Origin of the sequence: Rhizobium sp. BR 314 (assembly GCF_047445805.1) — a bacterium.
In the GTDB taxonomy this organism is placed as follows: Bacteria; Pseudomonadota; Alphaproteobacteria; order Rhizobiales; family Rhizobiaceae; genus Rhizobium; species Rhizobium lusitanum_B.
Window position 1 is genome coordinate 73,408 of the sequence record NZ_JARWLA010000014.1, and the last position, 22,686, is coordinate 96,093.

Annotated in this window: 20 protein-coding genes; 8 read left to right on the plus strand and 12 right to left on the minus strand. The window is 59.2% G+C overall.

All coding sequences use genetic code 11. From position 1 onward, the window contains the following. Positions 1-11 precede the first annotated feature (11 nt). Positions 12-935, plus strand: a complete 924-nt coding sequence (locus QD461_RS18665; protein WP_414089093.1) for a LysR family transcriptional regulator — start codon at positions 12-14, stop codon at positions 933-935. A 12-nt stretch (positions 936-947) separates the two neighbouring features. Further along, on the plus strand, positions 948-2,342 hold the full coding sequence (locus QD461_RS18670) for an amidohydrolase family protein (RefSeq protein ID WP_414089094.1): 1,395 nt from the start codon (positions 948-950) through the stop codon (positions 2,340-2,342). Between the two features lie 18 nt (positions 2,343-2,360). Here the strand turns inward: QD461_RS18670 and QD461_RS18675 are convergent, their stop codons facing one another. The 3 genes from QD461_RS18675 to QD461_RS18685 form a co-directional block, all read right to left on the minus strand. Next, positions 2,361-3,251 (minus strand): dihydrodipicolinate synthase family protein, encoded by an 891-nt coding sequence (locus QD461_RS18675; protein ID WP_414089095.1) that lies wholly within the window; start codon positions 3,249-3,251, stop codon positions 2,361-2,363. 20 nt (positions 3,252-3,271) lie between these two features. Further along, entirely contained in the window at positions 3,272-3,613 is a 342-nt protein-coding gene (gene fdxA, locus QD461_RS18680) for a ferredoxin (RefSeq protein ID WP_414089096.1), read from the minus strand. 289 nt (positions 3,614-3,902) lie between these two features. Next, complete coding sequence (locus QD461_RS18685; RefSeq protein ID WP_414089097.1) at positions 3,903-4,436, minus strand: dihydrofolate reductase family protein; 534 nt, start codon at positions 4,434-4,436, stop codon at positions 3,903-3,905. Positions 4,437-4,482: 46 nt separating this feature from the next. Between QD461_RS18685 and QD461_RS18690 the strand changes: the two genes are divergently transcribed. Continuing rightward, positions 4,483-5,037 carry a TetR/AcrR family transcriptional regulator gene (locus QD461_RS18690; RefSeq protein ID WP_414089098.1) on the plus strand — a complete coding sequence of 185 codons (555 nt, stop codon included), beginning with the start codon at positions 4,483-4,485 and terminating at the stop codon, positions 5,035-5,037. Between the two features lie 84 nt (positions 5,038-5,121). On the opposite strand, the gene QD461_RS18695 is transcribed toward QD461_RS18690, so the two are convergent. Next, a complete protein-coding gene (locus QD461_RS18695) occupies positions 5,122-5,700 on the minus strand; it encodes a tyrosine phosphatase family protein (protein ID WP_414089099.1) in 579 nt (192 codons plus the stop codon). Positions 5,701-5,867: 167 nt separating this feature from the next. Beyond that, the gene (locus QD461_RS18700) at positions 5,868-7,973 is read right to left on the minus strand and encodes a methyl-accepting chemotaxis protein (RefSeq protein WP_414089100.1); all 2,106 of its coding nucleotides are present in this window, start codon (positions 7,971-7,973) and stop codon (positions 5,868-5,870) included. A gap of 448 nt (positions 7,974-8,421) precedes the next feature. On the opposite strand from QD461_RS18700, the gene QD461_RS18705 reads away from it, so the two are divergent. Next, a complete protein-coding gene (locus tag QD461_RS18705) occupies positions 8,422-9,573 on the plus strand; it encodes a diguanylate cyclase domain-containing protein (protein ID WP_414089101.1) in 1,152 nt (383 codons plus the stop codon). Between the two features lie 142 nt (positions 9,574-9,715). Here the strand turns inward: QD461_RS18705 and QD461_RS18710 are convergent, their stop codons facing one another. Beyond that, positions 9,716-10,240 (minus strand): hypothetical protein, encoded by a 525-nt coding sequence (locus tag QD461_RS18710; RefSeq protein ID WP_414089102.1) that lies wholly within the window; start codon positions 10,238-10,240, stop codon positions 9,716-9,718. Positions 10,241-10,428: 188 nt separating this feature from the next. On the opposite strand from QD461_RS18710, the gene QD461_RS18715 reads away from it, so the two are divergent. Both QD461_RS18715 and ftsZ read left to right on the plus strand, forming a co-directional pair. After that, on the plus strand, positions 10,429-11,091 hold the full coding sequence (locus QD461_RS18715; RefSeq protein ID WP_414089103.1) for a TetR/AcrR family transcriptional regulator: 663 nt from the start codon (positions 10,429-10,431) through the stop codon (positions 11,089-11,091). Between the two features lie 305 nt (positions 11,092-11,396). Next, positions 11,397-12,404: a cell division protein FtsZ gene (ftsZ, locus tag QD461_RS18720; RefSeq protein ID WP_184705741.1), complete on the plus strand. Its 1,008-nt coding sequence runs from the start codon at positions 11,397-11,399 to the stop codon at positions 12,402-12,404. Positions 12,405-12,591: 187 nt separating this feature from the next. Here ftsZ and QD461_RS18725 read toward each other — a convergent pair whose 3' ends face one another. From QD461_RS18725 to QD461_RS18750, 6 genes are all read right to left on the minus strand, one after another. Further along, positions 12,592-13,707, minus strand: coding sequence for a branched-chain amino acid ABC transporter substrate-binding protein (locus QD461_RS18725; protein WP_414089104.1), 1,116 nt, complete (start codon positions 13,705-13,707; stop codon positions 12,592-12,594). A gap of 341 nt (positions 13,708-14,048) precedes the next feature. Next, positions 14,049-14,600: a hypothetical protein gene (locus QD461_RS18730; protein WP_414089105.1), complete on the minus strand. Its 552-nt coding sequence runs from the start codon at positions 14,598-14,600 to the stop codon at positions 14,049-14,051. After that, the gene (locus QD461_RS18735) at positions 14,593-17,424 is read right to left on the minus strand and encodes a 2Fe-2S iron-sulfur cluster-binding protein (protein ID WP_414089106.1); all 2,832 of its coding nucleotides are present in this window, start codon (positions 17,422-17,424) and stop codon (positions 14,593-14,595) included. The genes QD461_RS18730 and QD461_RS18735 overlap by 8 nt, the downstream gene beginning before the upstream one ends. Then, positions 17,421-17,690, minus strand: a complete 270-nt coding sequence (locus QD461_RS18740) for a sarcosine oxidase subunit delta (RefSeq protein WP_414089107.1) — start codon at positions 17,688-17,690, stop codon at positions 17,421-17,423. The genes QD461_RS18735 and QD461_RS18740 overlap by 4 nt, the downstream gene beginning before the upstream one ends. Positions 17,691-17,696: 6 nt before the next feature. Beyond that, on the minus strand, positions 17,697-18,950 hold the full coding sequence (locus QD461_RS18745) for a sarcosine oxidase subunit beta family protein (RefSeq protein ID WP_414089108.1): 1,254 nt from the start codon (positions 18,948-18,950) through the stop codon (positions 17,697-17,699). A gap of 610 nt (positions 18,951-19,560) precedes the next feature. Continuing rightward, a complete protein-coding gene (locus tag QD461_RS18750) occupies positions 19,561-20,346 on the minus strand; it encodes a LytTR family DNA-binding domain-containing protein (RefSeq protein ID WP_414089109.1) in 786 nt (261 codons plus the stop codon). A 90-nt stretch (positions 20,347-20,436) separates the two neighbouring features. Between QD461_RS18750 and QD461_RS18755 the strand changes: the two genes are divergently transcribed. Together QD461_RS18755 and QD461_RS18760 are read left to right on the plus strand one after the other, a co-directional pair. Next, a complete protein-coding gene (locus QD461_RS18755; protein WP_414089110.1) occupies positions 20,437-21,513 on the plus strand; it encodes an alpha/beta hydrolase family protein in 1,077 nt (358 codons plus the stop codon). Between the two features lie 116 nt (positions 21,514-21,629). Continuing rightward, entirely contained in the window at positions 21,630-22,325 is a 696-nt protein-coding gene (locus tag QD461_RS18760; RefSeq protein ID WP_246806343.1) for a TetR/AcrR family transcriptional regulator, read from the plus strand. Positions 22,326-22,686 lie beyond the last annotated feature (361 nt).

Genomic DNA, 22,686 nt, shown 5'->3' on the forward strand with positions numbered 1-22,686 from the left:
GAGGGCTTTTCATGCATGCCAGCATCCTGAAGTATTTTGCCGAGGTCGCGCGCTCCGGATCGATCCGCAAGGCATCCGAAGAGCTGCATGTCGCGACCTCCGCCGTCAGCCGCCAGATCAAGAAACTGGAAGACGAGCTCGGAACTCCGCTGTTCGAGCGCTTCTCCGATGGGCTCCGGCTGACATCGGCCGGCGAAATCGTGCTGCGCCACGCCAAGGAGACGCTGCACGAATATGAGATCATGAAGTCCAATCTCGGCGATCTCCACGGCAAGAATACCGGCCGCGTCCACATCGCTGCCCTGGACAGCCTGGCGATCCAGTTCCTGCCGGAATTCGTCTCCGGCTTTCACAAGAAGCATCCGGCCGTCGACTTTCGCATCCGCACCGATAACTACAACAATATATTCCGCTTTCTCGCCGAAGGTGACGTCGACATCGGCGTCACCTTCGATCTTGCCCGGCCGCACGACATGAAGCTGATCCATGGCGTGCGCATGCCGTTGATGGCGATCGTCGCCAAGACACATCCACTTGCCCGGCAAAGATCGGTGACGCTGCAGGAATGTGCCCAGTTCAACATGCTGCTGCAGCTCGACAATGAAGTGATGAGTTCGATGATCGCAGTCGAGCTCGGCGCGCTCAACCGCGTCGGGCGCACACTTGTTGCAACGAACAATCAGATGATGCTTAAGCCGATGATCCTTGCCGGCGAAGGTGTCGCTTTCTTCACACCGCTCGGGCTGCTGCGCGAGCTGGAAGCCGGCGATGCGGTCGCGCTCTCGATCGCTGGATCGAAGCTGCAGGACCTCGAAGTCGGCATCGTCGTCTCGCGCCGTCGCCAGCTCACCCATGCAACACAGGTCGTCGCCCAGTCGATGGGCGAGGAACTGTCGAAATTCGCCGGCAAGATCAACACGCTGGTCTCACGATGAAGGGAAATACCCATGTCCGTGCGGTTGCTGCTCGACCCGGGCCATGCCCCCGCCGAGCGATGCGCTCAAAAGGCTGACCTGCTGCCGACGCTCCAATCCGTTCCTCTCAAGCCCGGCGCTCTCATCCTCCCCTCGCCCGTCAATGCCCATGACCATGGCTATGGCATTCGCACTCTCGATTTCGGCGCCCCTGATGACGCACTTGAGGTATGGATACCGGGCCTCAGACTTCGACCGCGCACAGATCCCTACCTCGAAGCGCTCGTCGCTTTCGGCCGGCTCGCAAAAACTGGGATCGGCGCGACAATGCACTGTCACAACTCCCTGAATGCCGACCGTCTGGTCGATGAGGCGGACGCGGTCATGCGAGCCGCTGGCGATGTCGGCATTCGGCTTGCCCTCTCCTGCCCGCTGCTCGACCATGACGCATGGGCCTATGATGGCGGTCCGCAGCGATTGCAGCCCTTTCTGCGCGAAGATGACTGGCATGCGCTTTCCGGAACCATTCCGACCTATGCATCCGTCGAGACACAGCTCGCCGCCGTCGAGGCCGTTGCCGCGGCCAATACGAGCCCACTGGTCGACGTGCAATATGGACCTATCGGGCCGCAATGGTGCTCGAACGCGCTTCTAGAGGCGATTGCCGAGGCTTCGGCGCTTCATGGCCGACGCATTCATATGCATCTGCTTGAGAGCCCGCGTCAGCGCATATGGCTTGATCGACGTTTTCCCAAAGGTGTCGTCACTTATCTCGACAGGATCGGCTTCCTATCGCCGCGTCTCGCCATTGCCCATGGCGTTCAGCTGCGCCCGGATGAACTGGAGCTGCTTGCCGAACGAGGTGTGCAACTGGTCAGCAATCCCTCGGCCAATCTGCGCCTGCGCTCGGGCATTGCTCCGATCGCATCTACGATCGAACATGGCGGCCCAGCCTTTGCCATCGGCCTCGATGGCACCGGATTGGACGACGATCAGGATCTATGGCGGGAAATGCGGCTCCTCTACCTGCTTCAGGGCGAATGTGGCCTGACCCGCGAGCTGACGACGGGCCGCCTGTTCGACGCGGCGATCAAATTCGGCCGCCGGGTGATCAATGCAACGGATGCGGCGGACTTCACGATCGTCGATTATCAGGCGCTGATCTCCAACGCACTGTTCGACGATGTTGACGAAGCGGAAATCCTGTTGAACCGTATGAGTGCGCGCTATGCCACCGGGCTTGTCGTTGCCGGCCGGGAGATCATGCGCAACGGCGAGCTCTCGCGCGTCGATTTCGATGCGGCGCTGGCCGAACTCTTGGCACAGGCGAGAGCCGATCTGCCGAGGCTCGAAAGGCAAAAGCCGCTCGTCCATGCTCTGTCCGCAGCGACCCGCGCCTATTATGCGTCTTGGCCCGGGGTCAGCTGAAACCGGGCCAAAGTAGGATCACGCGTCAGCTAAGGCCCTGACATGCAATGTATCGAGAGCGTCGAGCCTCTTCCTGTCTGTGATCGTCAGCTGCGGCGGCATGACCTTGTTCCAGACTGCATTTCCGGTGCGCCTGCCGACAAGATGCTTGACCGCCGGAATAAGAGGATGGGCGGCGATGGCACGCCGAAGGCCACCGACCTCGTCCAGCAGCCCCGCATTTTGCTGATCCCGCCATAACTGCTGTGACGAGAGAGGATCAATATTCACCGTTGCGGAGATGCAGCCAGCGTAACCATCGCGATCGGCATCAGCAAGCACCGCCTCGCTGCTCGGGAACACGCCGAAACCTTCAATCTTTGCAAGCTCGCGGGCATAGCCAAGATTGCCGGAACTATCCTTCGCCCCATGAACCCGCTCCGGAAAGGCCTGTGCGAGCCGGGCCGATAGAGCCGGCGAAAACTCGATGCCGGTCAGTTGCGGGAAATTGTAGAGATAGATCGGAACCGGGGTTTCGTCCGTCATTCTCACAAGCTCGGCAAACCAGGCAAATAGTCCGTCTTCTTCAACCGGCTTGTAGTAATAGGGTGGTAGGACGAGAGCCGCCGCAAAACCGAGATCGAAGGCACGGCGGGTCAATGCCACTGTCGTCTGAAGATCGGGCGTACCGGTACCGACCATCAACCTGCCGCCGTCCAATCCTTGTGCGGCCTTGGTCATAAGGGCGCTCCGCTGAGCCGCCGAAAGGGAATTGGCTTCACCTGTCGTGCCGAGCACGTTCAGGAAGTCACAACCATTGGCCAGGCACCAGCGGGCATGCTCGGTGAAGGCGTCGACATCGATGTCGCCATGATGGTCGAAAGGCGTCGGTACGGCGGCAATTACGCCGGCAATCCGGGTCTGCGTCACGAAAGGCTCCTCCCAGTATACTAGTGTCGATTTTCAGACTGGCCGCGATAGGCCGCAACGAAAGGGTGATCGAGGCTGGTCGTACGGCTCTTGTCCCAGCCGCCGGGCGCGCCCCAGCCCGTCACATCGTCAGCAAAGAAGTCGCGATTGACGTCGCGCAGGAAGAGCCGCTCCGCCGGCATCTCCTCGTCCCATAAGATAGCGTCGACCGGACAGACGGAAAGACAGAGGCCGCAATTGATGCATTCCTCGGGCTGGATGTAGAACATCCGGCCGCCCTCGTAGATGCAGTCGACCGGACAGGCGACCGTGCAGGCTCCATCCTTCGTATCGATACAGGGTTCGGTAATTACGTAAGCCATGATGCTCGCCTCACAGCGCTCTCAAGGGCGCTTTCCGCAAACTATGGCAAACAAGGGCGTTCTGAAGAAGCGCTGATTTTCGCCTCTATCATTGCCGAAATTGCAACGCACCGGCTCACCGATTGGCCCAACCGGAACGCTCCTCACTATTGATGACTCTGTGCGCTGTTTCGCGACAAGCTATCCGGCTCAGGACGGACTTTCAGTAGCTGCACTCTGGCCAAGTTTTCGATAGAGCCGTCAAGAGCGGCATTCCCACAGTGGCAACCTACCCGCTCTTTAGGACCATTTATCCAGCGTCCATTCTATAGTGCAGCCGCACGCAACCCTTGTCGAGCGCGTTGGCACTGACAAGCTTCGGACTCGCGCGAAAGCCGGTAGACGGAAAGAGCGGCCGACCGCTGCCGAGCAATTCCGGCATGACATAAATTTCGATCTCGTCGAGTGCGCCTCGTTCCAGGAAAGCAATCTGCAACTGTCCGCCGCCGAGCATCCAGACATCTCCATCCGTCAATACGCGCAACTCGGCAATGAGAGCGTCGACATCGCTGCGAACAAGGAGAACTCCTTTGGGATCATCGATCGGTCGGGACGTAACCACGATGACTCGCTGGTCGGCGTAAGCCCAGGGCGACGGATCCCTTGCGATGAAATCATAGGTGCCGCGCCCCATGACCACGGTGCCGATACGTTTGAGGAAGGTGCTGTAGTCGTGCTCGCCGAGGTCCATGCCCTCATATTTGAAAAGCCATTCAAGGTCGTCGTTTTCGGCGGCGATCATCCCGTCTAGACTGCTTGCGATATAGCCCAGAATTCTCGCCATACTCTTCTCCCTTGATTAATAACTAAATATACATTTATAAATAATTATGCCTAGACACAAGACGATTTCCGACGAGCGCTTGCTCGATATTCTTGTCGAACTGATCGTGGAGACAGGGCCTGACGGCCTTACCTTCGCAAGAAGCGCCAAGGCCTGCGGCCTATCCCCCGCAGCCCTTGTGCAACGCTATGGTGACAGGGAGACGCTTGTCGAAGCGATCCTGATGCAGGCCTGGGAAAAACTGCAGGCAGAGACGGCCGCCGCGGATGCCGAAGCAGCACCGACGCCGGAAGGTGCCGTGAACCTTCTTATGCGCCTCATGCCTCCCGAGACCGCCGAACATGATGCGACTGACGGATTGCTGCTGCTGAGGGAAGACATACGCAACCCCAAATTGCGAGCCCGCGGTGCAGCCTGGCTTAGCAACCTTGCCAATGCGCTCGGCCGTCGCCTATCCGACAACCCGAAGGAAGCAAACCGCCTTGGATGGGAGATGGTCGCTCTGTGGCAGGGCGCCCACACGGTTTGGGCCTTTACACGCCAGGAAACGGCAGCCATCGCCATTCGGCGGATGCTGAATGCCTGGCTAGCGCGTCTCTGAAGGACGAACCATCTCCGACACTGCTGGAGGACGCGCGACGCGCGCCGACTTGCCGGTGCGCGGCATCGACAAGTCTCAAGCGCCTTATAGCGCCATATCGACTTCGGCTTGACGGCCAAGCCTGTTCATCCACTCGCCGAGCTCCGGCTGAAGCTTGATCTGGCGCCCATAGTGGCGACGCAACGCCGCCGTCAACTCGCCACGGCGGCCAAGCTGCTCGTCCGCAAAGGCGATCATCCGCGAGTTCGGCCAGGCTTGCGGGCGGATCTTTGCAAGGCGAGCAAAGAGCGCCTCGGCCGGCTCATCCGGATTGGCCTGCGCCATCAACGTCATCATTGCTGCCGTCGAGCGGGAGACCCCCATGTGGCAGTGCACCAGAACATGGCTCGATGCCTCGCGGTCGGCGCGGGAGAGGAAAGCCTTACCGAACTTCAGAACCTCTGCGACGTGATCGGGCGCCGGCATGATCTGGCCAGAGATCTCGGCGATGATGTCATGGAAACGCAGCGTGGTGCGGACATGATGCCCATAGGCGGCAAAGGCGTCCAGCTCGGCCCGGTCGGGATCAATGATCGACAACACATGCGTCACCTTGCGGGCACTGTGTGCAGGCAATTCCTCGATGCCGCATATGGTGAGTTCCGGTGCATGAGCCACTTGCATTTCTCGTCTCCTAAAATCGCTCGCTGTCGTCTGAGATAGCGCACTCCAATAAAAAAGCGCCCCACCATGAAAGTGAGGCGCTCGACTTTACTTAGCAAAGTGCTCGGCGGTTCAACAGGCATATTCTGCCAATTCGACAGAAGAGCCGTGAGACAAACGCACCATGCCTACGCGGCTCGCACCATCCGCGAATGCGTGGCTTGCAGGGTGGCACCAGCGCCATTGAGCTGGAACTGAGCCAACAGGGTGTTGAGCGCCTGTGCTTCGACGGCAAGCCCGTGGCTCGCCGCAGTCTGCTCTTCCACCATGGCGGCATTCTGCTGCGTACCCTGGTCCATCGTGTTCACGGCGGTGTTGATTTCCTGAAGACCGGTGGACTGCTCCCGGGCGGCAAGGACGATCGCATCGACATGGGCATTGATTTCCTGCACCTCGCGAACGATCGCTTCCAGTGCAGCGCCGGTCTCGTCGACCAGAGCAACACCCGATCTCACCTGGTCACCCGAAGTGGTGATCAGCGCCTTGATCTCCTTTGCCGCATTGGCCGAACGCTGCGCCAATTCGCGCACTTCCTGAGCGACGACGGCAAATCCCTTGCCGGCCTCGCCGGCCCGGGCAGCCTCCACGCCGGCATTGAGCGCCAGTAGGTTGGTCTGGAAGGCGATATCGTCGATCACGCCGATGATGTTGGAGATTTCACCGGAGGACTGCTCGATCCCCTGCATAGCGGAGACCGCGCGACGCACGACTTCGCCGGATTTTTCCGCTCCGGTGCGCGCACGCGCAACAAGCAAGCCCACCTCCTCCGCCCGTCGGCTGGAATCGCGCACCGTCGTGGTGATCTCCTCCAACGCCGCCGCGGTTTCTTCGACGGAGGCCGCCTGCTGCTCGGTGCGCCGTGCCAGTTGGTCGGCAGAGGCGCGGATCTCGCTGGCGCCGCCGTCAATGGCCATCGCCTTTTCGCCGACGGTCGACATTGCCTGGTGCAGCTTCGAAACCGAGTGGTTGAAGTCATTGCGCAGCCGGTCGAGATCTCCGGCGAACGGCGTTGTGATGCGCGAAACCAGATCGCCATCGGCAAGCCGACCCAAAGCGTCTGCGACGGCATTGACGGCAAGGTTAATGTTCCGAGCTTCTTCCGCTTTGATCGCTTCGCGTTCGCGTCGTTCCTGTTCGCTCAACGCCTCGTTTTGTTCGGCCTCCCGTGCGAGACGGCCCCGCTCGATGATGTTTTCTCGGAAGACGGCGACAGCTGCGGCCATCTGCCCAACTTCATCCACTCTGTCTGCATCCGGAATCTGTTCGGAGACGTCACCACGGGCAAGCTTGCTCATCATTCCTGTCATGCGAACGACGGGCTTGATGACCAGCGTCGACAGAAGCAGATAGAGCACGCCCAACATGGCGAGAACGCTGACGCCGGTGCCGATCGCCGCAGCGACCCGAAACTTGTCGATAGCCGCATAGGCGACATCGCGATCAACGATGAGACAGAGATACCAATTGCTTACGGGCAGCCCCTTGATCGGCATGAACTTGACGAGAACAGACTTGCCACCCAATTGGGTTTCCATGACGCCCTTGCCGTCGATGGAAGGGGTATTCTGCGGAAACACATCGGTCAGCGATTTGGACACCAGCGCGCCGTCCGGATGAACAAGCACCGTTCCCGAGCTGTTGACGAGGAAGGCCGAGCCCATGCCGCCAAGATCGACCTGCCCGATCATGCCAAGCAATCCCTGCAGCGGAAAATCGGTACCGGCGACACCAAGAAGCCTGCCATCGCGCTTGACCGGAATGGCCGCGCTGATGACGAGCGCATTGGTAGAGGCATCCTTATAGGGCTCGGTCAACAAGGGAGCGTCAAGCTTGACCGCATCCTTGTACCAGCCGCGCTTGCGCGGGTCGAAGCCCTTCGGCATCTCACCGGCTGGCAAGCGGGCAAAGCTTCCGTCAGCTTCATTGCCGAAATAGACCATTGCGAATTCCCGCGACATCAACGGATTGTCGAAGCGACGCAGAATGTCCTGTTCGCTGTCCGATTTACGTGCAACGTCGGCTGCAAAGTCGGTCAGCATGACACGGGCATTCAGCCAGTTTGCGATCCCCGTCGCGGCAAGCTCGCCCGATGAGTCAATCTCTGCGGCGACGCCATTGGCAATGGTCGTGCGCTGAAGATTATCGATATAGACCGAGAAGCCACAAAAGGCGGCGATGACCGCCAGCGATGCCGCCAGCAGGATCTTGGTCATGAGATTGAGACGTGTTCGCAAAGAACCCCCCTATAGCACTACCGGTTCGTGCGCGGTTCATTCGCACGACATTGGCATGTCTGTGTTTGGAATCATGCCGTCATGGCAGTGTCGGAGCGAAGGCACTCCAGATTCCGAACTATTAGAAGATGGTTAAAAATCGTCTAAATATCGCAACAGTATTCCCCGCCCGTCACTTGACGGAAATGGATAGATTGGCAATATTTCTGCGGCCTTTCCTAGCCAGGGACCTCTACAGCGAAATATAATTATCGGTTGTACTACTGTATAGATTTAATCCTTGATTGCCGCTACCGGGCCATTTCTACCACAGGGCGCGACAATCATGTGCCTACGGTTGCTTTAATTGACGATACACCAGAATGGTGTTTCGACAGCAAGCGGATCGAAGTTGCGGTGAGAACAGGCTGGAAGATCTGCTCGACCCCTTTCTTTACAGGGGATTCGCGTGGTCCGTCTCGAATCGGGGCACTGCGAACTCTCATCGGAGATTAACGATTTCAGGGTAGGGATTGTCTGTAGAGGCGCATACTCACAAGTCGGCGAAAACATGGAAAATTCAGCAGAAGACACTGAACTGAGCCTCCATTCCGGTCACCATCTAGCATCTGCGCCACAGGCCACCTTCTACGCCTTGCTGGAACGCCTCCACTCAGTCTTGAAAGGCCCATTCGACCGACGAGCTGTCTGGCAGTTGCGTCGGCAGATCGATCAGCAGACCACCCTGCTCCACGAGGTGAAATCCGCATTGGCCGGTGCAGAACTCTTCGAGCGCGCCTCGGTGACCGCGTCCATGGGCATGTGGCAGTGCAAATTGCCGGGCGATCAACTGACCTGGAGCAACGGAACCTATGATCTGTTCGGCCTTCAACACAGCCGCGGGCTTGTGCGCAGCGATATCTTAAGAAGCTATACCGAGGAATCGCTGGTCCGGCTGGAAAAATTACGGAGTGAGGCGATTGAAAGCGGTTCCGGCTTCAAGCTCGACGCCGAGATCCGGGGACCAGATATCGGAAAGAGATGGATCAGAATATTCGCGACGGTTGAACGTCGGAATGGCGAACCGCTCGGGCTTTTCGGCATCAAGCAGGATATTTCCGAGGAAAAAGCAGCCTTCGAGCATATCCGGCATCTGGCCGAACATGATGTGATGACAGGTCTTGCCAACCGCACTCAATTTCAGGTGCAACTTACCAAGATCTGCCATGGATCAGGGGGAGCGCTGATGCTCATTGACCTCGACCAGTTCAAGCAGATCAACGATACGCTCGGGCATGGCGTCGGCGACGAATGCCTGATCGAATTCACCCGTCGACTGACAACCATATGTCAGAACGCCGATCTGATTGCCCGCATTGGCGGAGACGAATTTGCTGTCCTCTTCAGCCCCGCCATCGACCGGCCTGCCATTGAAACTGTAGCAAAACGACTGGTGAGCGCCGCAAAGGCGCCGATGAACTGCTCCGGATCCAGCTTCAGCATCGGCGCGTCGATTGGGCTTGCCTTTGCGCAGGGAGAGACGCCGACCGCGCTCTTTACAAAGGCGGATCAGGCGCTCTATGCGGCAAAAGCGTGCGGCGGCAACACGTTTCAGGGATGAGGAAATCCAAGGCTCGATTCCGGTCGTGCTCTTGATCGATCCGTGCCAGAGTTTCCCCGATCCGGTCTGCAGATATCATTGAGATTTCGACAAGGATTGTCGGCCCTGCCTGTACTCGACCGCAATCCGCATGCTTGGCAGGCTAGGATGGCAGCGCTTCGCTCTCCAGGATGCGGTCCTTTTTGTGCCTATTATGCAGGAACAAGTAAAGCGAGGCGAAATGGGTGAGCATGAGGAGTGGCACATAGATGATTGGGATCATATATGCGGCTCCCAACTGCCCCGACAGGCTCGGAAGGTCGAAACGCGCGCCATGATAGTAGTCGACCAGAATATCCACGATCCCGACAAGATTGTATCCGATGACGAGCGGCCAGAAGACAGCAGGTAGCCTGATCGTCAATAGCGCGAGAATAGCCAGGATCCCAGTTGCGAAATCGCCATAGGCGGCGAACGTAGCGAATTCAGCTGGCAGCGCAGACCCTACGACGCCGGGGACAATGAAGACGAGACCGAAAAAACGGAATCCGTGAAGGACTGCGATCGCGCGTTGCGCCTCGACAGGTTCCATCGTTCTGAGCCTTGGCCAGAAATACGCGCTGAAACAGAGCAGCCATGGAACATAGCCCAAAACGAGATGTATGCTGAAGATCGTTGCAGGTGACATTGTTCAGAAACTCCCAGTCGGCGTGCTTACCGGTGCCCCGATCCTTCAGTCATGCGACCGCGCCCGATCTCTGCTGCGTGCGAAAGGCTGGATCATCTTATGAGGCAGAAAGTCATTTCCATATTTGGTACTGTCTCGTACCATTCAATGTGGTACCAATCGGTACCAATGTCAAGCAAGGAAGATCAATGGCGCTGTCAGGATCGAAGCGACGTAAAGGAGGAGGCGAAGTCGCGGTTCGCGAGCGAATTCTTGAGGCGGCCTTCACAGCATTCACACAGAACGGATATGCGGCGACCAGCACACTCGAAATTGCCACGCAGGCACGCGCATCGAAACGGGAGCTCTATTCGCTCGTTGGCAACAAGCAGGAAATGCTTGTCGCCTGTATCCGAAGCCGCGCCGGGCGGCTGCAACTTCCCGCCGGTCTGCCGGCCCCACGCGACCGCGAAACCTTCGCGGAGGCCCTATCGTCTTTCGGCGCCCGGCTGGTTCACGAAATAAGCGATCCAATGGTTATCGCAATCTTCAGGCTGGCAATCGCCGAGGCAGCCCGGGCGCCTGAGGTCGCATTGACCCTCGATACGATTGGCCGCGAGGCGGCGCGCAGCGCATTGCGCCGGATCATGCTCCTGGCAACCGAGGCCGATCTGCTTGACGGCACTCCCACCGAGCGGGCCGAGCAATTCCTTGGGCTCTTATGGGGCGATCTGCTGATCGGCCTTCTGCTGGGTGTCGCAGAGCGCCCGCAACCGATGGAGATTACGGCGCGCGCGCGCAATGCTGCGAGTACCTTCATTCAACTTTACGCCGGCCGAACCAGGCTGCCAGCAATCACGCCGGATCCATAAGGCGCCGGGCACGCTGATCGCAAAGCACCTTGACGTCGGACGAAACACCATGGGCCGCCATCAGTCCTGTACAAGTAAGCCATAGAGAGCATCAGAGATATCTGCGGCTGTAACGGTGATGATTGCTCGTCCGGCCATGCGCCGTGATCGAAGGAACAACCCGTTAAATTGTGGGGATGGCCGGTTTTCGCCGCAATGCGCCCATGTTACGCGCTACCATCGGTCTCTTCCAGCGAATCGCCAAGGTGTCTATTTAAGGGCTTCAAGCGATCCCGTTTGAGTGACCTGACACAATGGAGTTCTTCATGGCCGACATCCGCTCACCAATATCTGGGGTCATTCCCAAGATTTCCATCGTGGGGGTCGGTGGCGGTGGCGGCAACGCAATCAACAACATGATCGCCGAAGAGCTGCAGGGCGTCGAGTTCATCGCCGCGAATACGGATGCGCAGGCGCTTTCGACCTCGAAGGCGACACGACGTATTCAGCTCGGAGCTCAGGTCACCGAGGGTCTTGGCGCAGGTTCCCTTCCCGAGATCGGTCGGGCGGCGGCGGAGGAAACCATCGATGAGATCATGGATCATCTCCACGGAACGCATATGTGCTTCATCACCGCTGGAATGGGCGGCGGCACCGGCACAGGGGCTGCTCCGGTCATCGCCAAGGTCGCGCGCCAAGCAGGTATTCTGACGGTCGGCGTCGTCACCAAGCCCTTCACCTTCGAAGGCAATCGCCGCATGCGCACCGCCGAAGAAGGGATCGAGCGGCTCCGCGAGAGCGCCGATACCGTCATCGTCATTCCCAATCAGAACCTGTTTCGCATCGCAGACGCCACCACGACCTTCACCAATGCGTTCATGACCGCCGATCGTGTTCTTTATGCTGGCGTGAGCTGCATCACGGATCTGATCGTCAAGGAAGGTCTCATCAACCTCGATTTTGCCGACGTCAAAACCGTCATGCGCGGCATGGGCCGCGCCATGATGGGAACGGGCGAAGCATCGGGTCCGGGCCGCGCCTTGAAGGCGGCAGAGGCTGCCGTTGCCAATCCGCTTCTGGACGATATGAGCATGAAGGGTGCAAGAGGCGTACTGATTTCGATTTCCGGCGGAATGGATATGACGCTGTTCGAGGTGGACGAGGCTGCCAGCCGCATACGCGACGAGGTTCTCGATGACGCCGACATCGTCGTCGGAGCGATCTTCGATCGAAACCTCGACGGCGTATTCAGGGTGTCGGTCGTCGCGACCGGGTTGGATCGTCCCGGAGCATTCGCCGGACAGCCGGAGCGCGTCGGCGCGAATTGGCAGTAAGCTACAGTCCAGAATAAGCGATAAGGGCGGGATCTCCTCTGATCCCGCCCTCATTCTTGCGAACACGAGCTTGTTCGCGACTGTAATGTGCACACGCGGCCAGGAAGAGATCTTCACAATATGACCGCGTCGCATCTGGAGTTCGATGCCGCACGAACGCGGCATCGGTTATTTGTTCGTTGCGATCTTATTTGGCGATCGGGGAGTAGGCGCCATTGCTCCAGCGGTTGATGTCGTAGCTGGCATTCTTCAGGTCGCCCTTCTCGTCGAAGGTGACCGTTCCAACGACGGTGTCGATCGACTTGCCGTTTTTAAGGGCAGCAGCAACCTTGGTCGGATCATCCGAGCCCGCACGCTCGATACCCTGTGCAAATGCCTGAATGACAGCATAGGAGAATAGGGTAAAGCCTTCCGGCTTGAAGCCGCCGGCCTGGATCTTCGCAACCGCTTCCTTCGCCTCGGGCTTTGACTGCGGATCGGACGGGAAGACGAACAGCGTGCCTTCTCCAGCCGGGCCTGCAACCTGCCAGAATTCCGGCGAGGCAATGGAATCAGGCATGATCAGCTGGAACTTGTAGCTCGCCTCGGCAGACTGGCGCAGGATGAGGCCGGCCTCCGGATGGTACCCGCCGAAATAGACGACATCGACCTTTGCGTTCTTCAGCTTCGTGACGAGGGCGTTGTAGTCCTTTTCGCCAGGATTGATGCCCTCATACATGATTTCCTTGAGCCCGGCCTTGTTCATGGTGGCGCGGACGGCATCGGCAACACCCTGCCCATAGGCGGTCTTGTCGTGCAGGATCGCGACGTTCTTGCCGGCATATTGCTTTGCGATCCAGGGGCCGATGAAGGCGCCCTGGGCATCGTCACGCGTGTAGAGACGCATGATGTTGGTCCAGCCCTTGGCGGCGGCCTGATCGGTCAGGGCGGGGTTCGACGATGCCGGGCTCATCATCAAGGTGCCGTTCTCGGCATAGATCGCGGAAGCCGGGATGCTCGAGCCCGAGCAGGCATGGCCGTCGACGAACTGTACACCGTTTGCGACAATGCGGTTGGCCACCGAAACAGCCTGCTTCGGGTCGCATTGATCGTCTTCGAGCTGCAGCTTGATCTTGCGGCCAAGCACGCCACCCTTGGCGTTGATTGCGTCAGCTGCCGCCTGCGCACCCTGCTTAAACTGATCGCCGATGGTCGCAAGCGGACCTGTCAAAGGTCCGGCAACAGCAAAGGTCAGATCGTCGGCCCGCGCCGCGGTACCCATCAACAGACTGATCGTCGTGCCAATAATCAGAAATTTGTTCATTCACTCATTCCCCTTGTTATAGCCGCATGGCGGCGCCTCCTATCGGAGGCCAACTCCCTCGTCGCTTCCGTTTTTCGAGCTGCTTGTTCTGCGTTGCGCTCTGAAAGTGACAACATCTTCATATGACGTGTAAACAGTGATGTCCAATATCCATTTTAAGTGGATTTCCCCTATAACCCTCCATTCGAAACTCCCCGGATCATATTCGCCGTCAAATGCTTCCGCTCCCCCGTTGTCGCGCTATAAATTGGCCCGGAACGGTGGCCTGTAACCGCTGGCACCGGCTTTAATGCAGCGACCGGGATACAACCTGTCAGCCTCCATCCGCGTCGCAGGGTTTCCTAAGCCCTGCCCGCCTCTATCGGTGTCAGGCGGCCGAGTTCCTCGAACCACTGCCAGAGATAGCCGGCCAAACCCCGATCTATGTGGAGGCGTATCGTGCTCTCGTCGCCGAAGCGATAAAGGTAAACATTTGCGCCGGCAAAACTGACCGCGGCGCTGCGCCCAGGCTCAGTGAGCGGCAGCGCAGTCGCTCGCTTGACGATTTCGATCGCGCCCTGCCCTCCGATTTCGAAGGCGACCAATGCGCCGCTCATTGATGTAACGGCATAGCCGTCGTCATGCCAGCCGGGCACCAAGGCCTCCGCATTGTCCGAGACGATCAGAAGGCGTTCGCGCGCCAGGCGAAGCGAAAAGCGCGTGCCTGTCACAAGGCCCAATGCTCCGGCCCCCTCGGAGCACACTCCCGCAATGCCTGCTGCCTTGTCGAGGGCGCCACTCACCATGAACTGGGCGCCGACATCGACGGTGCGGACAAGAGCACCGGCAAACTCGGCCCGGTAATCCTCCGCTGGAAGTGGTCTCCAGAGCTGCATCACACCGGGCTTAAGCATTGAGCCGTTCTCCCTTTACATCAAAGGCGCATGGTGGCGCGACGCGTGCATTGCGTGTCTTTCCCAGATGTTGAATCTGAATGATTTCGCCATGACGCGATGCTCCGCGCTCGATCAGGGCAAGCGCAATCGGCCGGTTCAATACCGGGCTGGAATAGCTGGAGGTGACGTAGCCGATGCTGCGCTTGCCGGACACGGTCGCCTCAATCCCGTGCGCTCCCGTCGCCAAGGGCGTATTGCCTTCCAGGACGTCCAGGCCGACGAGCTGCTTGCGATCCTGCCGCCGCGCCTCTTCGGAAAAAAGCGATCGGCGGCCGATGAAATCGACAAGCTTCTTCGCAAGGGGCGTGGATACTCCCAAATCCATCGGCAAGGTCAGGCCATCCGTATCCTTGCCGATTACGATGAAACCCTTTTCGGCACGCAGCAGCATCAGAGCTTCGAGCCCAAGCAGAACCGCATCGAAAGCGCGACCTGCCTCCTGCAGTCGAGACCAGAGCGGCGCCGCGCGATCGGCACGGATCGACAGCTCGTAGGAACGGTCGCCGGTGAAGCTCACCCGGGTGACGCGGACATTCTCCGGACCGAAACAGCCCCAGCTGGTTGCCATATGCGGCAGAGCCTCGTCATCGAGAGATAGTCCAAGATCGACCGCTTCCAGCAGAGCGCGCGACCTTGGTCCCGATACCGTCAGTGTCGCGGTGTCAGCCGTGGCGTTGTGGATAAAAAGCTGGTTGCGATCGAACTGATCCTGGCGCCACTCCTCAAGAAGTGCATGAACGCCCGCCACATGCGACGATGAACACGACACCAGGAACCGGTTCTCCTCGAGACGGACAAGCACACCATCATCATAGACGCCCCCCGCCTCGTTCAGGATCAAGCCATAGCGGCAGCGCCCCGGCTTCAACGTCGACATGGTGTTATAGTACACGAAATCGACAAACTCCGCTGCCTGGGGGCCTTGAACCTCGATCTTGCCGAGGGGCGATCCGTCGAAAAGCGCCACGGTCTTTCGAGCCTTGGTCGCCTCGAGTTGAATGGCGGCTTCTTCGGTCATGTCGCCGTACCAGGCAGGTCTGAGCCAGCCGCCATATTCGCGAAGATTTGCGCCTGCTGCCCGATGCTCATTTTCGAGCGCCAGCCGTCGCGGTGGGTTCATGAGCGGCCCGCCACGCATTCCCGTCAATGAAGCAAGCGGCACGGGCGTAAATGGCGGACGGTAGGTTGTCGTGCCGACTGCTGGGATGGCGCGATCGGTAAGCTGCGCCATCAAGGCAAGACCATTCAAGTTTGATGTCTTGCCCTGATCAGTCGCCATGCCGAGCGTCGTATAGCGTTTGAGGTGTTCGACCGACACGAAGTTCTCGCGTGCCGCAAGCTCGATGTCCTTGACGGTGACGTCGTGCTGCAGGTCGAGCCAGACACGACCCGTCATCCCCGGCTGCGGCCATGCCGGGGCGATTGCAGGATCAGGAGCCTCGCATCCGACCTCGGGAATGGCTTCGATCGCGACACCGATCTTGCTCAAGACGGCCGCGGCGCTCTGCAGCACGTCTTGCAAGCCAAATCGACCGTCAGCAGCACCTGCAATCAACACCCGATCCAACTCATCGCCGGCGATGAAGGAAAGCAGTGTGTCGTCAAAGCGAAGCTTCCCGCGCGCCTGGCAATAGAGATGCAATGTCGGCGTGAACCCACCGGATGTGAGGACCGCATCCGCCGCCATCCTCGTTCCGTCCTCAAGTGTCACGGCGCTGACCCGGCCCCTGCCGTGGGCCGAGGCAAGCCGCTGTTCTTTTCGATAGTCGACGACCGTAACCTTCGACCCGGCCGCCGCCAATGCCGAGGCGACCTCCTGGGTGTGGCCATTGTTGCTGGCGATCACAACATGCCTTCCGACCGCCACTCCATGGCGACGCAGATAAGAAAGTCCGGCCTCTGCCGACAGGATCCCCGGAAGGTCATTATTGGCAAATGGCAGAGGCCGCTCGATGGCTCCTGTCGCCAACACTACCGTCTTCGGCCGGATCCGCCACAGCCGATCCGTGCCGTCTTTCCGGCGTTCATTCAGTCCGATCAACATATGATCGTAAACACCGAACGCCGTCGTGCGCGGCAGCAGGCGCGTGCCGAGTTCAGCGAGCCTTGCGACGACTTTGGCAATCCATTCCCCGCCTTCGATGCCGTCGATGATGGCGGACCGGTGAAGCAGGGCACCACCAAACTCATGACCGTCGTCGCATAGAATGACTGATTGGCCTGCCTCCGCCACCTTGAGCGCCGTATAGAGGCCGGCAGCACCACCGCCGATGACAAGCACATCGCAGCTCTCATTCACCTGTTCTGCATAGCGCGGCAGATCAAGGTTCGGATCAAGCACGCTAAGGCCGGCCATATTGCGAATACGCGGCTCGAAGAGATGCCAGTCCGGCCACATGAAGGTCTTGTAGTAGAATGCCGAGGGGATGAAGCGTGCGAAACGATCGAGGAACGCATTCCGGTCCCTCGCCGCAGTCGGACTGGCATTGACGCTGCGCACGATCATGCCATCGACGGCAAGTTCGGTCGTTGCGCGGCAGTTTCGGATGGCAGAAGGCGCAATCACATCGACGATCGCGTTCGGCTCTTCGACACCCGCACCCCAGATCCCCCGCGGGCGATGATATTTAAAGCTGCGTCCGACGATACCGATCCCGTTTGCAAGAAGCGCGGAGGCGATCGTGTCGCCGGCAAAGCCATGAACATCCTCGCCGTCGAAGGTGAAGCGGATCGGCTGCGACCGGTCAATACGGCCAAGACTGTCGATGCGATGCGAGGTCATGACTGCGCATCTCCTAGAAAAGCAGCAGACGAGACCACGGCATGGGTCACGGTATCGCGATCCATTCGGAACATCTCGCCGCAGGTCATGTGCATCCACACCTCCGAGGCCGGCCCTTTCTGATTGTTGCGCAAGTACAGATAAGAGGACCAGGTCTCGTCGCTGAGGTCAGAGCCTTCCGGCCGTATATTGCCGGAATCGCCTCCGTAGTGAAACTCGCTCTCGCTGCGCGGACCGCAGAATGGACAAGGAAAAAGCTGCATCATTCCCCCTCAATGCGCGATACCGGAACCGGCGGCTTCATCGATCACACGTCCTCTTGCAAAGCGATCGAGATCGAACGGCCGGCTTATCTCATGGTGCTTGCCTGTTGCGAGCAAGTGAGCAAGCAGCGTACCTCCGGCCGGAATTGCCTTGAAGCCACCGGTTCCCCAGCCGCAGTTCAGGAAAAGGCCGGGAAGTGGGCTCTCGCCAAAGATCGGCGAGCTGTCGGGAACCACGTCGACAATTCCAGCCCACTGGCGCATCAACCTGAGCTGGCGGAAGCTCGGAAACATCTCGAGCAAGCCGGAAATGACAGTCTCAAGCGTCGGCAGATTGCCGCGCTGGCCATAAGAGGGAACTCGGTCCAATCCACCACCGATGACCATCTCGCCCTTGTCGGACTGGCTCACATAGACGCCGGTCGCCGGAGAAAGAACGACGCAATCGAGCGCTGGCTTTACCGGCTCGGAAACACAGGCCTGAAGCGCATAGGAGGTGATCGGCAGGCGGAAGCCTGCTTTCTCGGCAAGAACGCTCGAATGCCCGGCAACGGCCATGCCCGCTCTTTCGGCGCGAATATCGCCCTTCGAGGTTCGTACGCCACGGCAGCGTCCGCCTTCGATGATGAATTCGCTGACCTCGCAGTTTTGAATGATATCGACGCCGAGCGTATCGGCCGCGCGGGCATATCCCCAGGCAACGGCATCATGCCGCGCTGTCCCCGCTCGTCTCTGGATCACGCCGCCGAAGATCGGGTAGCGCGCGTCCGGCGCGTCGTTGTAGAGCGGCACCAGCGCCCGTGTCTGCGCAACGGACAGCAGTTCCGCATCGATGCCGTTGATCTGCATGGCGTTGACGGTTCTCGCTGCCATTTCGAGATCCGCAGGGCTATGAGCCAGGCTGACCATGCCGCGCTGTGAGAACATGATGTTGTAGTTCAGCTCACGGGACAGGTTTTCATAGAGCTTAAGCGCCAGTTCATAGAGCGCGGCGCTTTCCGGAAAGAAATAGTTGGAACGAATGGCTGTCGTGTTTCGGCCCGTATTGCCACCGCCAAGCCAACCGCGCTCGATAATCGCGACATTGGTGATGCCATGGTTCTTGGCGAGATAATATGCAGTGGCAAGCCCATGTCCGCCACCGCCGATGATGATGACGTCGTAGCGCGTCTTTGGCTCCGGCGACCGCCAAGCCTTTTGCCAACCCCTTTGATTGTTCAGCCCCTCTTTCAGGAGGGCAAATGCCGAATATTTCTTTGTCATGACGGCTCCCCGCCCCAGATTCGCAGGAAGCTTGACCGGAAAAGCCGCCCAGCCTTCCAAGAAGCTACCCGCCTCAAGCCAGGAGGATCCTCGCGCCGCCATTGCCTGCCGATCTGCATCGGGCGCGCAGCGATCATTGTGACATTGGCGCGTAAGATCCCTAGACGCACAGCGTACGACCGATCGAACGGGGCAAGGTGCAGGACTCCTGGTCAAGGTTGCAGTGACGAGACGATAATCATTATGTACACTTATGTCCATAAATATTTCGCGGACGCAGGCGATAGTGAGCTATACGCAACCGGAGACCTGCAATTCCGGCTATTGAGTCTGAATTACCCCAATATCTCGAGAGAAATTCCAGCGTTCACACAGATACGCAATGGACATTTATGTCCACACTCTAGCCTTTTCAGCCTAGTGCACGCCTGCGCTCAGGGCTTTCCTACATGACGGGTGTGAGATGATTTCCGTGGCCGCGACAGCGAGCCGTCATGCGCGATTTGTCATGGCTACCGCAGGCGTAGATGAGCACGCATTCGGCTGATAAAAACGCGGCGCATCTGATCTGGATTGAATGCACCATTGCGGTCACTGCGGCCAGTCTCGACTAACCCGCCAAGGCCTCGCTCAACAGTTTTCGGCCCGAACGGCTGACCGGTAGCACCGTATTGTCATTGAGGCGGACGCCATGCCTGCTGCCACGCGCCGCCGTCTCTTCGGCAAGCTCGCGCGACACCCAGTGCGAGCGATGGACGCGCACGCCGGCGTCCTCGCCCATCGCCCCAATCGCGGCTGCGAGATTCATCAGGATCAGGGCTTCGCCACGGTCGGTCCGTACTCGTACATAATGGTCCTCGGCGCTCAGGGCGAGGATGACGGCGCTGCGGATCCCGACCGGAAGCTTCGCGCGCAGCGCCTGATCGGTAGTCGGATCAAGCTGCTGCGCATCACACGCAGTGCTTTGTGGGCGGGATTGCCGGAGCAAGATCCAGCCGAGACTTGCGATCGCAAGATTGGACAGCAGTACCTGTGTCGTCAGCTCGGAATAGGTGACATGGGCAAGCGCCCGAGGCGCCGACAAGCCCAAGGCCCCGAGAACGATCCAGCCGCCGACTGGAGCCGTTATGGCGCCAATCGCGAGCATCGCCCAAAATGGCAATGCGCCACCGAACCAAAATCGCTGGACGACTTCGCAGAGCGCAAAGACGATCGCGCAGATGACAATGGCGACACCGACGAAATGCAGCAGACGGAGCGGAAGCGTCATGCTGACATAGGTGCCGAACGCCCCGGTTACGGCGAGCGCCGCCGCGGCGATGAGCGGCAGCAAGATGACAGCGGGACGGTGCCATCGAAGCGGCGCAGCCGCCGAGAGGATGCCGGGAATGGTCACTGGCGAATAAACCCTACCGTTCGCGAAATCGGGCTCGACCTGCTCGCCTGCCCGCACCTAACAGGATAGCGGCTCACAAGAGGTGCATCAATGACATTTGCGATTTACAAACGGCTTCGTTCCGCCACCTTGCTGCTCTGCAGCATACCAGTCGTAACAAGCCTGCTCTTCTCCGCCGCGAGAGCGGCTGAAGCAGGCTGGCGACCCTACGAGGTACCGCCCTCCGTCACCAATCCTGAGAAGATCCCGGCCGCGCTGTACTACCCAACGCAGGCGCCTACCCGCTCGATTATGGTGGGATCGTTCACGGTCCACGCGACCCCTATGGCCGCTCCGGAGGCAAAGACCAAAGGTCTCATCGTGCTCAGCCACGGGACCGGCGGTTCGGAATTCGGCCAAAGCAGCTTGGCCGAGGCTCTCGCGCGGGACGGCTATCTGGTGGCGGCTCTGCGTCACCCCGGCGACAGTTACCAGGACAGTTCGCTGTGGCAAAAGCCGCTCGGCACCTACTTCACCGAGCGGCCCCGCCAGGTCTCGCGGGTGATCGACACGCTGCTTGCGGATCCCGAATGGAAGGACCGCATCGCTACGGATGCCCAAGGTCCGCGGATCGGCGCCGCCGGGCACTCGGCCGGCGGCTACACCGTGGTTGCCTTGGCGGGAGGGCGGGTCGATCTATCCCGGATTGGTGCGCATTGCGTAAACGAGGCCCCGCAGGACCCAATCACTTGCGGCATGGTCCGCAACATTCAGCAGATGCAGGCGCCACTTGCGCTTGAATCGACCGCCGATCCGCGAATTCGCGCGATCGTCGCCATGGCGCCGGTCGGCGTCATGTTCACGGAGCAATCCTTGAAAGCCATCACCGTGCCTGCCCTGATCTATGCGGCAGAAAAGGACCGCTGGCTACCGCCCCGCTTTCACGCCGCATGGATCGGGCAGAACATTCCCGGAGCCACCTATCGCGTTGTCGCCAATGCCGGGCACTTCGCCTTCATGAACACCGCCAGTGCCCCGATCCAGACATTGGACGGCGACATCAGCGCCAACCCACCCGGCTTTGACCGTACGGAGTTCCTGAAGCAGCTCGGCGAAGAAATCCCGGCATTCTTCGATCGAACGCTCACGCTCGAACCGAACGCGGTCAAGGCCAGCACGTCACCATAATTCTTCTGCCCTGGTTCGGGACCTTTCAGGTTTCTTGCGTAATGAGTACGAACGAGGTCGGATGCCCTTTATTCGATTTGTAAGGCGATGGCGAAAGCTGTACGAAGATGCCGACAATGAAACTTGCCGGCATCACCGTGCATCCGTCACCGTCCGAAGGTTCGACTATGGCTATCCGATCACAAGCAACCGTTGGAGCAACGAATGATGGCAGTGGGAAGCTGACGAAGGAGAATTGGCTTGATCTTGCCATGGAGACCCTGATCGCGGGTGGCATGGACCAGGTCAAAATCCAGGTCATGGCAAAAAAACTCGGCGTATCAAGGTCTAGTTTCTATTGGTTCTTTGACAGTATTCAGGATCTCCAGGACCAGATACTGGCGTATTGGCTGCGAAAGAATACCGGTCCGATCATCGAGCGGGCAATGCGACCGGCCACAACGGTCAACAAGGCGGTTTGCAATATATTCGAGTGCTGGATCGACAACAGACTTTTCGAACCCGATCTCGATCTCGCAATTCGCTTTTGGGGCCGCCACGAACCGAGAATTCGATCGGTCGTCGATGAAGCGGACCGGCAGCGCGTCGAAGCGGTCACCCGCATGTTCGAGCGGTATGGTTTTCCTCAGGAAGAGGCCAATACCAGAGCCAGGGTTCTCTATTATACCCAAATCGGCCATTTCACCTTGCAGGTACGGGAGACGCTTGCCGAGCGATACTCTCACCTGCGTTCCTACCTGGTTACATTCACCGGCGTTGAACCTACTCCTGCCGATATGGAAGACCTTCGGGCATCGATGGCGACAGACTGACATCCGAAGTGCGCAAATCACCCCTTCTGCCCGCACGGAGGAACATTCCTGAAAAGTGCGGGGCACTTTTGCGCGTTCGCCGACCCCGTTTTGAGCTCCTTCGAAATGCCGCATTTCGAACGATCGGGAGGCAAACTTCGCAAATGCGGCGGCGTTTCCGCCTCGGTGAGAATGGTGACAGGCGCGAGAAAATGCGCCCGTTTTGTTATTTATTTAACATGTAAATCATCTTGACAGGCACGGCTGCGCGATCAATTCTAATATTGAACAACGGGTTCAAATATCGAACACCCAACAACTCGCCTCATTGTCGAGCATGGGCTCGTTGACTTTTGGTGGCGCACCAGTGGGGAGGAAAACC